The 14,755-nt window shown below is 56.1% G+C and carries 10 protein-coding genes and 2 pseudogenes; 5 read left to right on the top strand and 7 right to left on the bottom strand.

Features of this window, described 5'->3' with window-relative positions; translation table 11 throughout:
* Both BZL43_RS28370 and BZL43_RS01935 read left to right on the top strand, forming a co-directional pair.
* A partial coding sequence (locus BZL43_RS28370; protein WP_218228022.1) for a hypothetical protein occupies window positions 1-388 on the top strand: 388 nt, incomplete at its 5' end.
* Between the two features lie 339 nt (window positions 389-727).
* Entirely contained in the window at window positions 728-5,881 is a 5,154-nt protein-coding gene (locus BZL43_RS01935) for an RHS repeat-associated core domain-containing protein (protein ID WP_095630737.1), read from the top strand.
* Window positions 5,882-6,050: 169 nt separating this feature from the next.
* On the opposite strand, the gene BZL43_RS28200 is transcribed toward BZL43_RS01935, so the two are convergent.
* The 3 genes and pseudogenes from BZL43_RS28200 to BZL43_RS01925 form a co-directional block, all read right to left on the bottom strand.
* Window positions 6,051-6,209, bottom strand: coding sequence for a hypothetical protein (locus BZL43_RS28200; protein ID WP_168185051.1), 159 nt, complete (start codon window positions 6,207-6,209; stop codon window positions 6,051-6,053).
* Window positions 6,210-6,276: 67 nt separating this feature from the next.
* A pseudogene (locus BZL43_RS01930) lies at window positions 6,277-6,357 on the bottom strand (AzlD domain-containing protein); the annotation flags it as partial.
* Window positions 6,357-6,838: pseudogene (locus tag BZL43_RS01925) on the bottom strand (AzlC family ABC transporter permease); the annotation flags it as partial. The pseudogenes BZL43_RS01930 and BZL43_RS01925, both read right to left, overlap by 1 nt.
* A 136-nt stretch (window positions 6,839-6,974) precedes the next feature.
* On the opposite strand from BZL43_RS01925, the gene BZL43_RS01920 reads away from it, so the two are divergent.
* Window positions 6,975-7,361, top strand: a complete 387-nt coding sequence (locus tag BZL43_RS01920) for a DUF2784 domain-containing protein (RefSeq protein ID WP_095630736.1) — start codon at window positions 6,975-6,977, stop codon at window positions 7,359-7,361.
* 15 nt (window positions 7,362-7,376) lie between these two features.
* Here BZL43_RS01920 and BZL43_RS01915 read toward each other — a convergent pair whose 3' ends face one another.
* Both BZL43_RS01915 and BZL43_RS01910 read right to left on the bottom strand, forming a co-directional pair.
* Entirely contained in the window at window positions 7,377-8,954 is a 1,578-nt protein-coding gene (locus BZL43_RS01915; protein ID WP_095630735.1) for a sensor domain-containing diguanylate cyclase, read from the bottom strand.
* A 148-nt stretch (window positions 8,955-9,102) separates the two neighbouring features.
* Window positions 9,103-9,630 carry a DUF3087 domain-containing protein gene (locus BZL43_RS01910; protein WP_095630734.1) on the bottom strand — a complete coding sequence of 176 codons (528 nt, stop codon included), beginning with the start codon at window positions 9,628-9,630 and terminating at the stop codon, window positions 9,103-9,105.
* 225 nt (window positions 9,631-9,855) lie between these two features.
* Between BZL43_RS01910 and ppnN the strand changes: the two genes are divergently transcribed.
* Entirely contained in the window at window positions 9,856-11,229 is a 1,374-nt protein-coding gene (gene ppnN / locus BZL43_RS01905) for a nucleotide 5'-monophosphate nucleosidase PpnN (protein ID WP_095630733.1), read from the top strand.
* 397 nt (window positions 11,230-11,626) lie between these two features.
* On the opposite strand, the gene BZL43_RS01895 is transcribed toward ppnN, so the two are convergent.
* Both BZL43_RS01895 and BZL43_RS01890 read right to left on the bottom strand, forming a co-directional pair.
* Entirely contained in the window at window positions 11,627-13,054 is a 1,428-nt protein-coding gene (locus tag BZL43_RS01895) for an FAD/NAD(P)-binding protein (RefSeq protein WP_095630731.1), read from the bottom strand.
* A gap of 31 nt (window positions 13,055-13,085) precedes the next feature.
* On the bottom strand, window positions 13,086-13,649 hold the full coding sequence (locus BZL43_RS01890) for a helix-turn-helix domain-containing protein (protein ID WP_095630730.1): 564 nt from the start codon (window positions 13,647-13,649) through the stop codon (window positions 13,086-13,088).
* A gap of 15 nt (window positions 13,650-13,664) precedes the next feature.
* On the opposite strand from BZL43_RS01890, the gene BZL43_RS01885 reads away from it, so the two are divergent.
* Window positions 13,665-14,672: a DMT family transporter gene (locus tag BZL43_RS01885; protein ID WP_177409304.1), complete on the top strand. Its 1,008-nt coding sequence runs from the start codon at window positions 13,665-13,667 to the stop codon at window positions 14,670-14,672.
* The last annotated feature ends 83 nt before the right edge of the window (window positions 14,673-14,755 follow it).

Genomic DNA, 14,755 nt, shown 5'->3' with positions numbered 1-14,755 from the left:
GACTCCTCGGATAAATCGTTCAAAGGGCCGGCCAGCTGATTTTATATCGAATGTTCCATCTCGCGTGTCTTTTCTTATGGGGGACGACGAGCAGTTGTATGGGTTTGCAGATAGTATTACGCTTCCTCCAGGGCGGTGTAAGGTGGATGCCACCACGGGCGCATCGATTGCCCCAGAGCTGGAAATACAAAATCGTTCAGCGACTAAAACCTCGACTGTTCAGACAGCCAATACCAATTTGACTAAGCCCTTGGTCATCCCATCATCAGGGGGTGTTTATTTTAAATTTAACAACAACACTAAAAACTGGGATTTTGTAAAGGTCTATTTACAGAGTGATCCTCTGCCTCCGGGTGCTATTCCGTCGGGGCCGGTGAGTGTGAAATAGGCATCGGTGTCTAGTGCGCTATTTTCGAAACAACACTTCTCCGATCTTGGCTACATTTCTTGTTTTATCCAATATCCCCCAAATCGCCCTGCATAGGATGGGCGGCAAACTCGCGCGCCAGGTTGGCCGTGGCTGAACGACCTTTGGTAAGTTTTGGGGGAGCCGCGTGGGCGGATCGCAAGTCTGCTGGAAATTGAAAAGGATAGCCATTCTGGACGTCGTTTTTTATTTATCAAAAGAATCAAAAGCAGTTATAACAACATTCAGAACCAAAGTGAGAAACAATAAAAACGTTATTTTTAACAGTATCCCATTGTCGTGCTCGAGAGGATTTATTTCATGGCTACCACCAATGATTCCTATCAACTTTTCGACACTCAAAGCCCCATGATACATGGGGTAAACCCACAAACAGGAAATTTCCATACTTATATCCCGATCGCCTCGCTCGTCGGTAACAATGGGCTAGGACCCACCTTGGATATCAACCTGTTTTACTCGCCTGACATGCAAGACTTGATATTCAAAAACTGGGCACTGCGCTTCAGTCACTACTTTCAACACAGCTATCACGACCTCAACTCCGACGAACAATGTTCTTTATACCTATCCACGGGAGAGGCATGGTCATTCTTCAAAAATATAGATCTCAGCTCTCCAAACTTCACCCTACTTAATCTTGACAACACTACCATGAGATTAGCACGAAAGGATGGAGCAATAGAAATATTTGAAAAACACGAAACCATAATTATCACCCCAACCTACCCACACAATATCGAAGAGGCAAACTACTTTATATTAAAGCAACTCATATCACCCTCCGGACACTCATTAACATTAAACTGGGAGGCCTACCAACCTACCCCTCCCTGGATTACCCCTAGACTAATATCCATTAACGATGAATCGAGTACACTCCTGAGAGTTGATTATTCAAACTACGACAACAATGGCATCTTTGGCGAGAGTTTCATTACAGACTCAACAGGAATCATCAAATTCGATGTTTATCCCGACTCACCTCAAAAATTCTCATATGAATTCGAGATCACGGGCAACGGCCTTGCGAAATCAAGCAAAAACAAAACATTTGATATTACAAACTACGCATATACTGTAAAAGAAGTTTACCACACACATAACACATCCAACTTGACAAACATAACACATGCTTCTGGCGTTACCGAAACCCTGATTTACGATAAAACCACATGGAACATCACAAGACACCTGAAGACTTTGGACTCGACAACCTGCAATGATACTTGCTACACCTATACGGACACCACAACAACCATTGAAGACAAAATCAACAAAACAAAAAGCTTTCACCACTTCAACTCGGACCACCAGCAAACCAAGGAGATCATCAGCTCTGGTGACTGCAAAAAAACCATTGAGACCAATACAGAATTTATAAATGAAACCATGGTAATTACCAATCGAACCACTTACCAAAACAAGCAAGAGCAAACTCGCACAGAAGAAGTAAAAATCACACTGGACACATTGGGCAATCCCATCGCCAAAACCGAAAATGGTCTCACCACCGAATGGACCTACTATCGTGGCATGCCAAAAGAAGAAGTATTAGTCAAAACGGAAACCTTCACTGACGTCTCCGGTCCCGGCGGCGTATTCGGCTGGATCGGCGACAACCTGAATCCAATAGGCTGGGGCTTCCAGCTGTTCGGCAAAGCCGGCCTTACCTGGGGCACCCGAGAAATTCGAACCGTCACCCATGACCGCTGGGTTACCAGTAATGACAAAAGCACCTTTAACCTACCGGTGGACATCGTCTGCCCGGGAGACCCCAATTACTTCAAGGTCTATGTCGAATCCGAAAAGGTCTACACCGTACGCAACGGCCAGAGAGTGGATTTGCAATGGACCTACTACGGCTACGGCGACTTGCCGGTCAAAGGCTCGGACGTCAAGGGGCCCGCCGTCAAACCTACCCTCAAGCTGACGGTTTACAACCCTATTGGCGATGCCAACGGCAGACTCTCCTCCTGGCAAAACGGCACGATGACCGTTGAGGAAACCCAGTACATCACTGACGCGAACTCGCCTCACCATGGCCGAATCAAGTCCACCTCCCAGCGCATTCTGGACAGTAACGGCAATACAGTTCCTGACTCAACTGTAGACACAGTATTCGACTACAGCCTGGCGAACGGTCAACTCACGAGCACCACCACCGTTACCCCAGGCAATACACCGGCCCTCACCCAGAAACAAACCAGCCAGAGCCTTAATGGCCAGTTATTGGCATCGACCGACACCCAGGGCAACACCACCACCTATCAATATGACGCCTTGGGACGCCTCACCCAGCAGGCCAGTTGTGCATCCGATGGCACACCCAATGCCACCACCCTTTTCAGTTACACCGATTCAGCAGCGCAAGGCAGCACCATAATCCGCACCAGCCCCATGGGCGAACAAACCCGCGAGTCGTTTGACCCGCTGGGGCGCTTGAGTAAAACCGAACGCCTGCATGCTGACGGCTGGAGCTGGTTGACACTGTCCAGCACGAGCTATGACGCACAAGGACGGGAAGGCTCAATCACCGAATATGACTACCGCCCCGATGGCTCGGTGTTCTTGAGCCGTACACGGAATTTGAGCTATGACGACTGGGGAGCCGTGTCCAGAGTCGAGTGGATAGGCGGTGCGACTCAAGGTTTCGAGTACGATCCCGTTTCACGGCAACAGTCACAGTGGGTTACCTATGGGACGCGTTATAGTGCAAGCACTACTGTCGTGATCGACGAACCGGGAAACTCACGCAGGCAGGAAACGAGTTTATACACCAACAACCAACTGACCCGTTCATACACCGCCATCTACGATGCACAAGGGCGCTTGATTCAAGAGTCCTCTTCCGATGCACCAACTCGCCAATACGCATACGACGCATTCGGACGGCTGACGCGCATCACTGCTGAGGAAGAAGTCACCATCAACGAGTACCCTGCCCATACGCTGACGGCCACCGCCAGTGCCGCTCGTATTGAATCAGCAGGACAGAGCATTACCTTGGGGTCACGGGTAATCGATGGCCTGGGCCGTGTCACCCTAGCAACTATCGGCGGACGGTCCAGCGGATACACCTACACCGGCGCCACCTACTGGGGCAAAGCCAGCAACGTACGAACCGGTGAATTTCAACAAGCGATTCCCATCACGCTCCAAGCGGCATATGACCCAAATTTGAACCTGGCGACGGAAACTACCACTGGCGGTGTCGTACGCAATAGCAACAACACGACCAGCACAGTCCAGTACACCCGTTCCTTGCGTGGCATTTTGCTGAGTGAGACGGACGCCTTCGGCAATAGCACGACGTTCAACTATGACACTCAAGGACGTATGACCAGCAGTTCGAGCGCCATCGCCACAGTCAACTTCTACTACGACGACTTTGGCAGGCTGGAAACGGAAACCCTGTCTAATAACACGAACAACCGATCAATAGTCACCCGTTACACCTACGACAACAAAGACCGGGAGGTACAGCGCAAATTCGAAGCCCAAGGCTTCAAGACGCTGACGATGACGCAGGACTACAACGGTTCCAATCAAATAGCCAATATGGCGCTGTATGAAGATGCGACACTGTTGCGAAAAGAGACCTTTGGCTACGACAACAAAGGACGGTTGGACACCTACACCTGCGATGGCCCCCACAAACCAATGACTCCCGAAGGACTTACGCTGGACAGGCAAAGTTTCCTCTATGATCTTGCCGGCAATATCAAACATTGTGACAACACTGTAGATGATATTGCCTATCCCGATATTTATAAATACGACTCGATGGACCCAACCCAGTTAGTTAGTGCAACCCGAATGAAACCCGACACTAGCCTACGGACCTATACCTTTACCCATGACAGTCTGGGATACTTGAGCAATAACAATGGGACGATATTGAAATACAATACACTCGGCAAACTTGGTAGCATCCAGTCCCCCAAAGGTTCGTATGATTATTACTATAATAATTTGGGGCAGCTCGCGGGTTGCGCAGGCACCAACTATTTCGAGCAGTTCTTCTACCAAGGCGACTACCAATATGCCCGTAAAGGGGTCATTCAGATCAACGGTCAGCGGTATAACCGGACCTGCGTACTACTCAATCAAAGTTCCGCCTGTGTATTACAACAGAACACCCAAAGCATTGAGAGTGGCCCCTCCACCGTCAGTCACAGCTTTGAGATCAAGGACATCAAAGGCACAGTGATTGCAAGTCACAATATGCTCGACAACCGTTCGACGTTTTTTACCTACACCCCTTTCGGATACAGGCCGGACGATTGGCAGCACCCCACCTGGATCGGCTTCAATGGCCAGCCCATCGACCGTGTGAGCGGCTGCTACCCTCTGGGCAACGGAGTAAGGGTTTACAACCCCGAAACGCAGAATTTCCAATCCCCGGATGGCTTTAGCCCCTTTGGTCAAGGTTGTGCCAATACTCGTAGCTATTGCCATAACGACCCGGTGAACTACAGCGATCCCAGTGGGCACGCAGAAGTCATCAATCAATACACCGTGGTCACCCACTCCCCCGCTATTTATGACCCCTTGACCCAATCGATCCTGTTCGGTGCCGTGGGCGTCGTGCTGGCACCGTTTACAGGAGGCGCCTCAATCGGCTGGACAGTGGCAACAACGGGACTGGCAATCGTATCGGCAGGATTTGGTATCGCTTCGGCGACCTTACAACAAAGCGATCCCAAGCTGGCCGAGGCATTTGGATGGACGGCATTGGGAACCGGGCTGCTGAGTGCCGGGACCGGCTTATTGGGCTCCAAGGTAGCAGCGAGGGTTGCGCTGGGGAGTGGTTCCAAATTGACTCTACCCACGTCGCAACGCATTGCACGAGGAACGATCTATCGTAGAGGCAACCTGCCTGCTGGGGACTTGAAGAGCGGGAACGTCAATGCAGTGCTGCAAGGGACGCCTGTAAGTTCAACCTATGAACTTTACAGCGGAGGCCTGGACAGCCGGATTCTTTACATTGACGCCCATGGCACGGCAATGGCCAGTGAGCATGTAATTGCTCCGCTGCCCACCACCGAGTTTCAATTTCGCTCGGCCCCCGGCGTCAAGGCCGCGGATGTGGGCACCAGTTGGGAAACGCGAGTGTTGGGCAGAACCCCTTACCGACATGCCCCAGGTTCGGCCGACATACCTAACTACATACTGGATGAGTTCACGGTCGCTGAGCACGTCAGCATTCGCTCGCTCCCACAAAGCGTTCTCCCGCAAAACTATCAACCTGTATTGAAGGAGTTAGCCAAGCAACTGAACGCCGACATACTGAGGCCGACCAGTACCGTCTTTTTGGGCGACCTGATTAATGAACTCACGCGACAAGGCTTTAACTACGATCGAATTGTCGGCAATTTCTGTCGAGGCACCATGCCTTACAATACCTCGCCTCTGGTTCAGAGCCTGCGACGCGCTTTCGGTATGTTCTAGCCAGATGGCAAGGCCGGAACGATTTACCACGTCGCTCCGGCCTTTCCTCCAAAACGGTGCATCAACAGATGCCCTCAGCCAGCCTGGGCGCGTAGCGTCGTCCCTACCTTGGTAAGCCTAAGATAGACCATCTCTATCAATGGCGAGGTTTTTGACATGCGCAGATCGATCAGGGCTTCAGCGGACGTTCTTCGTCGAGGTCTGACAGGCTTTTACCGTCGTCGGGGTGCTTCCAGTCCGGCGTCGAACGCTTCTGCTGCTCGATCTCTTCCTCCGTCGGCTCATCGATGTCCTCATCCGGATCCGGACGCTTTGGTTCAGTGGTCATGTCCACCTCCCGTACTCAAGGGATCAATTATCCGCTTTAAGCGTAGAACAGTTTCACGCCGAACGACTCAGAGCCACCACCGCAGCAAGAAGAAAAACCCCATGCTCAACAACATGCTGAGCAAGGTGTTGCGGGTGTAAAGCACCAGAGGCCCGGAATGCTGCTGCCCAGCACAATGCCCGCCAGGGTGAAGAGGTTCCACGCAATGTAAAACGTCAGGCCCACACCCAGGGCGTACCAGCGATTGAACTGCTGCATGTCATGTTGGCTGGTCAGGGCGAACAGCTCATCGGTGAGCAGAAAGCCCAGCCCCACACGCCAGCGACCCGGCAACGGGGAAATCACCGAGCGCATGCTCATGCCATAAAGCAGATGCTGGGAGGTCAGCAGCAACGTGGTCAACAGGATCGAAAAGACGCCGACGCCGCCCTTGAGCATGCCGATGGCGACCAATTGGGCCGCGCCGGCAAACACGATGCTCGACAGCCCCTGGCCTTGCAGGGGCGTGAGATTGGCTTCGATGGCCATGGAGCCGGCCAGCAATCCCCAGGGCGCGGTCGCCAGGGACAACGGCTGATGGCTGCGGCACCGCGAAGGAATGCAGCGTGCGGCATGAGTGAGTTGGACATAACGCTCTACAACCAGGGAAAGACCCCAGACTGTGCCAGCAGTCGTGGCCGAAGGCTTGAACGATCTTGCGCACTTTTGGCGATCATCCGGCGCGAGTACCATGGAATGATTCAGATAACCCGTCAGGGAATCGACATGCTTTACCGAATCGCCGCCGACGGGCTGGTCCTGTCTCACTTGTTGTTCATTCTGTTCGTACTGTTCGGCGGGTTGCTGGTGCTCAAATGGCACCACTTGGCCTGGTGGCACCTGCCCGCCGCCGCGTGGGGCGTGACCGTGGAAGTTTTCCACCTGCCGTGCCCCCTGACCGAATGGGAAAACCTTATGCGCCACGCGGCCGGGCAAACCGGCTATGGCGGCGGTTTCATTGAACATTACGTGTGGCCGATTATTTATCCGGCCGGGCTGACCCCCACGATTCAGTTAGGGTTGGGCAGCGTGGTGTTGGCGATCAACGTGCTGATCTACCTGCGGTTGATCCACTTATGGAAGCTGCGACATCCGACTCATCCAGGGCAATAACCGCTCTATGTGAGTTCAGTTGGCAATGACACTCATGTTCCGGCCACTGGCCTTGGCCACATACAGCGCTTTGTCTGCGGCGCCGATCAAATCTTCAGGCTGGCTCTGCACCGTCTGGTTGTAGGCACAAACCCCCAGACTGACCGTGACGAGGCCTTCGGGGCTGCCGCTATGCTTGATGTCGATTTGCTGAACCGCGCGACGGATCTTTTCCGCCACCAGAAAGGCACCCACATAATCGGTGCCGGGCAGCACCACCGTAAACTCCTCACCACCGAATCGGGCCGCAAGATCGCCGGGGCGCTGGATGTTGTCGGTGATGATGGCGCTGATCTTGCGCAAACACTCATCGCCCGCCAAATGACCGTAGTGATCATTGAAGCTCTTGAAATGATCGACATCGATCATCAGCAACCCAAGGCTGGTGTGGGTACGCCTGGCACGGCCCATTTCCGCCAGGATGAACAGGTCGAATTGACGCCGGTTGGAAAGGCCGGTCAGGGCATCCTCCAGAGCCAGCAACTTGAGGCTGTGGTTGACCTCAAGAAGTTTCTCCTGAGCCTCCAGCAAATCGTGCTGAATAGTATTCTGCTGCTTCATGACACGAATCAGGCGATAGCCCAGAAGGCTCAAAAACCCCAGCAGCAATGCGACGATCCCGGCACTGAGTAGTGACTCCTGCCGCCAGCTGGCCAGGACTTCTTCCTTGTCCAGGGCGGTAAAAACGATGAGCGGATAACCTTCGACCCGCCGAAACCCCACCACCCGCTCCACCCCGTCCACGTAGGATTTGACGATGGCCGTTCCGGAATTCCCCTTGGGCAACAGCTGGGTAAACAGCGGCCCCTTGGCGACATTGGTGCCGATATCGGCTTCATTGAACGGTCGGCGAACGACAATGGTGGCGTCGTCGGCGATCAGATTGATCACACCGTTACTGCCCATGTCGATGCTGTTGTACAGGTCCAGGAAATGATTGAGATAGATCGAAGCTGCCACCACACCGGCAAACCGACCATCGGCATGATTGATCCGGCGTGACACGGTCATGATCCACTCACCGGTCGAACGACTTCTTATCGATGGACCGATATGAGGACCTCGGTCGGGATGATCACGGTGGTAGATGAAATATTCACGGTCGGAGTTATTGGCATTGGCCAGCACCGCGTTATTGGAGTTGGCGATCCAGCGTCCTTCTTCGTCGAAAACGAACAGCCCATGAATCTGCGCCAGTTCACTGCGCTGGGCGTGGAGCAAACGTTGCAGTCTGGGAATTTTTTCCGGTTCCATGCCATCGTTTTCAAGGCGATCCACCACGGCAAACAGCAGCGTATCGGCCTGTTTGATCGAGGCTTGCGCCTGCGAGGCGAGCGTTTGCGCCAGGTTGGACATTTCCACTTCACTGCCGTGCAAATGATACTGACGTGCGTTCCAGCTTTCACCGATCGCAATGGCCGTCATGGACAGGCACACCGCAACGAGCAGGAAGACTGCGTATCGAACCTTGAGTTTCGACTGAACCTGCCCGGGTAACCAAGACGTGGCGAGCCGGGTGCTTTCGATACGATCTTTGACGGACGGATGCCCCATGACGCTCCTTAATCCCTTATGACATGGCGAAATTTCCCGTTCGCCCTTTTAGCGCCAGCCAGCCGTGGCTGATGCTCGGACCACTATGACTGATCAACGAATACGATAGGTGATTTGCACGAAAATGCTCATCGCCAACGATCGCAGGCTACCTCTGCGTCTGTTTCACCGCCTCAAGCCAGGCCGGATTCAATCGTGTCTGTTCGGTCTCGATACCCAGCGCTTCCATCCGCGCCTTGTGCTGGTCCATTTCACGGGTCAGTTGGCTATGGTCGCTGGAGTTGCCGTCCAGCTCGTGCATCTGGCTCAAGCCCAGATGATAAAACCGCAGCAACTTCATAGCGCTCGGATCGCCTTTCTCCACGGCCGCCGTGACCAGGTGCATGACGTTGGTGATGCTCATCAGGCTGCGCTTGAGCTGCCAACCATAGACCGCTGACGCCATCCATTCCTGAGTCCAGAACGTGCCGCGCATCAGTGCCACCATCAGCAACAATGCGGCAAACACCCCGCCCACGTTAAAACGCAGATTGTCGCCGCCCGGCTCACCGAACAACGCCACCGCCGCCGTGGACAACACCATCGCCAGCGCCAGGAACATCAAGGCGATGATGATCGTACTGCGCCGCGTCTGGCGTCGGTAGGTTTGGGCATTCATGGGCTGGATTTCGAACATCGCAACGGGGTTCCTTGCGTCAATTAAAAAGCGCTGTGGCAAAAAGACTGCGGGGCATTATCGCCTCTGCGAGGGATTTAGCTATGCTGGGGCTCCTTTTCATCTTTCCATGTCAAACGGGGAACATGGCGATTCAGCGCAGTTCGTGCCATCTTCTCCATGGATACACACTATTCGGATGCCATGCGCCTGCCCGGCGGGTGACATCGTTTTAAGGATCATTGAATGACCCAACGACATGTAATCAACGCCTCGGTCAGCCCTAAAGGCAGCCTGGAAACACTGTCCCAACGTGAAGTACAGCAACTGAGCGAAGCCTCATCCGGCATCACCTACACCCTTTTCCGCCAGTGCGCCCTGGCTATCCTCAATACCGGCGCCCACGTCGATAACGCCAAAACCATTCTGGAAGCCTACAAAGATTTCGAAATCCGCATTCACCAGCAAGACCGCGGCGTGCGCCTGGAGCTGCTGAACGCCCCGGCCGACGCTTTCGTCGATGGCGAAATGATCGCCAGCACCCGCGAAATGCTTTTCAGCGCCCTGCGCGACATCGTCTACACCGAAAACGAACTCGACGCTCTAAGCATCGACCTCAGCACCTCCCAAGGCATCAGCGACTACGTCTTCCACCTGTTGCGCAACGCTCGTACCCTGCGCCCCGGCGTCGAACCGAAAATCGTGGTGTGCTGGGGCGGCCACTCGATCAACACCGAAGAATACAAGTACACCAAGCGAGTCGGCCACGAACTCGGCCTGCGCAGCCTGGACATCTGCACCGGTTGCGGCCCGGGCGTGATGAAAGGCCCGATGAAAGGCGCAACCATTGCCCACGCCAAACAGCGTATCCACGGTGGCCGCTACCTCGGCTTGACCGAACCCGGGATCATCGCCGCCGAAGCGCCCAACCCGATCGTCAATGAACTGGTGATCCTGCCGGACATTGAGAAACGCCTGGAAGCGTTCGTCCGCGTCGGCCACGGCATCATCATTTTCCCGGGTGGCGCGGGCACAGCCGAAGAGTTTCTGTACTTGCTCGGCATCCTGATGCACCCGGACAACGAAGGCCTGCCCTTCCCCGTGGTCCTCACCGGGCCGAAAAGCGCCGCGCCGTATCTGGAGCAGTTGCACGCCTTCGTCGGTGCCACCCTCGGTGAATCCGCGCAGAAGCACTACGAAATCATCATCGACGACCCGATTGAAGTGGCGCGACAAATGACTCAAGGCCTCAAAGAGGTCAAACAGTTCCGCCGCGAGCGCAACGACGCGTTTCATTTTAATTGGCTGCTGAAGATCGACGAAGGTTTCCAGCGCCCGTTCGACCCGACCCATGCCAACATGGCCAACCTGCAACTGAGCCGCAACCTGCCCTCCCACGAACTGGCCGCCAACCTGCGCCGCGCGTTCTCCGGCATCGTCGCCGGCAACGTCAAGGACAAGGGCATTCGTCTGATCGAAGAACACGGGCCGTACCAGATCCGTGGCGATGCCGCCGTCATGCAGCCGCTGGACAAACTGCTCAAAGCCTTCGTCGCCCAGCACCGGATGAAACTGCCGGGTGGTGCGGAGTATGTGCCGTGTTATCAGGTGGTGGCTTAAGTCAGTGGAACCTATTGTGGCGAGGGGGCTTGCCCCCGTTCGGCTGCGCAGCAGTCGTTAAACCGGTGTAGGCGTTGCACCTGAAAACATGCGATTGCAGGATTTGGGGTCGCTTCGCAACCCAACGGGGGCAAGCCCCCTCGCCACAGAAGCCCCATCTCCAGCATCGTATTCGAATAAACAATCAGACGACGCTTCGACAAATCGACAAGTGAAATAGATACATCCGCTTTTCTTTGCCTGACACCGGGCTTTGTAGCGACTGTACCGGCCTCATCGCGGGCAAGCCCGCTCCCACAGTGATCCGTGTCGTTCCCGCATTCTTGGGTCAAACCAGATACCTGTGGAAGCGGGCTTGCCCGCGATGAGGTCCGAAAAAACACCGTCCAGCATTCGGTCAAACCACCAACCGCGCCGCAAGCAACTTGGCCTGGCTCGCCACGTCAGTCACCGCCGTGCTCTCCCACCACATCCCCCGCAGCGGCGGGCCCATGGCGAACAAACGGTTGGCGACATGCCCCTCGGCGTTTAGTACCGCGCCGTCAACCGCAGCGGCAATGCCCAACGCCAATGGCCCTGGCCGCACCAGCCCGCGCGTCAATAATTGCTGAGGCAATGGCCGCGCCACGCGGCGCCAGTCGTATTCGATGCCGCTGGAATTGATCAGTGCCGCGCCATGCACCATGCAAGTCTCGGCCTCGCCACGGCGACGGATGCGGATACTCACTCCACCGCTCAACGAAGGCTCCAGCCCTTTGAAGGATGCAGCCTGAATCCGCAAGCGTCCTTCCCCGTGCAGCCGCGCCACCAACTCGGCACTCAAGGGTGGCGAGCGATGGTGATGGCTTTCCCACCACGGCCGCACATGGCGCACGAACTGCCGGCGTTGCACGTCGCTCGCCTGGCTCCACAAACGCCCGATGTGCGCCCGAACCGTATCGAGCGGAGCCTGCCAGTCGATGCCTTGGGCGATGGCTTCCCGACAGTGTCGGCGCAGTTCACGCATCAACTGACGCGGCGTGCGAATGCTGTGGTCCTCGGCGAGGAAATCCACCCACTCCGGCGGCTGCCGCCGCACATGGGGCAACAGCCCATGCCGGGAAAACACCTCGATCGGCCCGCGATGCCCGGCCTGCTCCAGCGACACCACGGCATCGACCATGGTCAAACCGGAACCGATGATCAGCACCGTGGACTGCGGATCGAGCTGGCGCATGGCAGCCACATCCCACGGATCGAGGGCGGCGGCGTTGAGGCCGCTGGATTGTTTTTGCGGCGTGCGCGCGGCGGGGAACATCCCCGTTGCCAATACGGTATAAGCGCCCTGCAAGCGTTGCCCATCGCTCAAGGTCAGCCGCACCGCATCATCCATTATCTGCAGGTCAATCACTTCGGCCCGCACATGCTCGACCGTTGAACCGTTCCCGGCCCCCACCGCTTGCGCTTCGGCCAGACGCTGCTGCACATAAACGCCAAACAGCCCGCGCGGCGGAAACAACTCACTGATCGGCACCGACTGCTGATGCGACTCCGGCCAGCCACCGGTGGCGATGTGTTCGGTGAGCCACTGGGTCAGGTCATCGGGGTTGTCCGGATCGACGCTCATTCGCGCCGCGTTGCCGTTAAGCGTATGGCCCAGTTCGACCGCGCTGTACGCTTCGCCCCGACCGAGTTCGGCGCGAGGTTCGATCACCAACACCTGACGCTTGCCGGGCAGGCGCAATAATTGCGCCGCCAGCATCGCGCCGCTCAGGCCGCCGCCGATGATCAGGATGTCCGCGTGACGGATAGCATCGCTCGCCTGTCCGCTTGGGGTGTCAGTCATGGCGTTCTCACTGGTCAATGTTTACAAATAATCAAATCACCACATTACGCACAAACCGCGCCGCCACATCACCCTCGTTGCGGTAGGAATGCGCCTGGTTGCTGGCGAACATGAAGAACTCACCAGCGGCGATTTTCTGCGGTTGACCTCCCAGCATCAACGTCAGACAACCTTCGAATACATAAATCTGTTCGCTATAGCCATCGGCATCCGGTTCCGAGGGGTAATGCTCGCCCGGTTCCAGGCGCCATTCCCAGAGTTCCACTTCACGAGTGGCGGTAGCTTTGGCCAGCAACACCGCTTTACTGCCAGGGATCGTGCCGGCCCAGGCCAGTTCATTGATGCGGCTCGGGTCGCGGGATTCAGGGGCCTGGATCAAGTCGCTGAAGGCTACCTCCAGCGCTTCGGCCACGCGGTCGAGGGTGGTCAGGCTGACATTCTTTTCGCCGGCCTCGATGGCCACCAGCATGCGGCGGCTGACCCCGGACTTTTCGGCCAGGGCGCTCTGGCTCATGTCGGCGGCGTGGCGCAGACGTCGGACGTTCTGGCTGACGTGCTGGAGAACCGACGCCCGTTGGGTGGAATCTTTGTGCACTATATTGCTCACTTGATGGTGTTGCGCAGTATACTGCCCAACTTCCGGCGCATTGTGCGTCTCCCTCAGGTAGCGCGCAAGGTCATGACGTCGGTGAACTCCTCCCCTGCTTCCTCCCGTTTCTCACGGTTCAGCAAAGCTGAGTGCGTGTTGGTGCTGATCACCATGGTCTGGGGCGGGACCTTTTTGCTGGTGCAGCATGCAATGACCGTCAGTGGGCCGATGTTTTTCGTCGGTCTGCGGTTTGCGGCGGCGGCGAGCATCGTGGCGCTGTTCTCCTGGCGTCATCTGCGCGAACTGACCCTGTTCGAACTCAAGGCCGGGGCGTTTATCGGTGTGGCGATCATGCTCGGTTACGGCTTGCAGACCGTGGGCTTGCAGAGCATTCCCAGCAGTCAGTCGGCGTTCATTACCGCGCTGTATGTGCCGTTCGTGCCGTTGTTGCAATGGCTGGTCCTGGGTCGGCGGCCGGGGTTGATGCCGAGCATCGGGATCATGCTGGCCTTTACCGGGTTAATGCTGTTGTCGGGACCGTCCGGCGCTTCGTTCAATTTCAGCCCCGGTGAAATTGCCACACTGATCAGCGCCGTGGCGATCGCGGCGGAGATCATTCTGATCAGCACCTATGCCGGCCAGGTCGATGTACGCCGGGTGACGGTGGTGCAGCTGGCGGTGACTTCGGTGCTGGCGTTTCTGATGGTGGTGCCGACTCAGGAAGTGATTCCGGGTTTCTCCTGGTTGCTGTTGTGCAGCGCTTTGGGATTAGGCGCGGCGAGTGCGGCGATTCAGGTGGCGATGAACTGGGCGCAGAAGAGTGTGTCGCCGACGCGGGCAACGTTGATCTATGCCGGTGAGCCGGTTTGGGCCGGGATTGTCGGGCGGATCGCCGGGGAGCGATTGCCGGCCATTGCGTTGGTGGGCGCGGGGTTGATTGTGGCGGCGGTGATTGTCAGTGAGTTGAAGACCAAGGGTAAGGCGGTTCTTGAGGTTGAGGACGATCTGGATCGCGAAGCCGAGCACTGATCGTTCCCATGCTCTGCGTGGGAATGCAGCCCGGGACGCTCCGCGTCCCACGAGCGGACGCAGAGCGTCCATTGAGGCATTCC

Source organism: Pseudomonas sp. PICF141 (genome assembly GCF_002286815.1).
Classification (GTDB): Bacteria; Pseudomonadota; Gammaproteobacteria; order Pseudomonadales; family Pseudomonadaceae; genus Aquipseudomonas.
This window is presented reverse-complemented; position numbering and strand designations above follow the sequence as displayed.

What these genes read in the sequence shown, in the direction of transcription:
- BZL43_RS01935 (WP_095630737.1), top strand. Translation starts at nt 728, where the DNA reads ATGGCTACCACCAATGATTCCTATCAACTTTTCGACACTCAAAGCCCC.
- BZL43_RS28200 (WP_168185051.1), bottom strand. Translation starts at nt 6,209, where the DNA reads ATGACCACTGAACCAAAGCGTCCGGATCCGGATGAGGACATCGATGAG.
- BZL43_RS01920 (WP_095630736.1), top strand. Translation starts at nt 6,975, where the DNA reads ATGCTTTACCGAATCGCCGCCGACGGGCTGGTCCTGTCTCACTTGTTG.
- BZL43_RS01915 (WP_095630735.1), bottom strand. Translation starts at nt 8,954, where the DNA reads ATGGGGCATCCGTCCGTCAAAGATCGTATCGAAAGCACCCGGCTCGCC.
- BZL43_RS01910 (WP_095630734.1), bottom strand. Translation starts at nt 9,630, where the DNA reads ATGTTCGAAATCCAGCCCATGAATGCCCAAACCTACCGACGCCAGACG.
- ppnN (WP_095630733.1), top strand. Translation starts at nt 9,856, where the DNA reads ATGACCCAACGACATGTAATCAACGCCTCGGTCAGCCCTAAAGGCAGC.
- BZL43_RS01895 (WP_095630731.1), bottom strand. Translation starts at nt 13,054, where the DNA reads ATGACTGACACCCCAAGCGGACAGGCGAGCGATGCTATCCGTCACGCG.
- BZL43_RS01885 (WP_177409304.1), top strand. Translation starts at nt 13,665, where the DNA reads ATGGTGTTGCGCAGTATACTGCCCAACTTCCGGCGCATTGTGCGTCTC.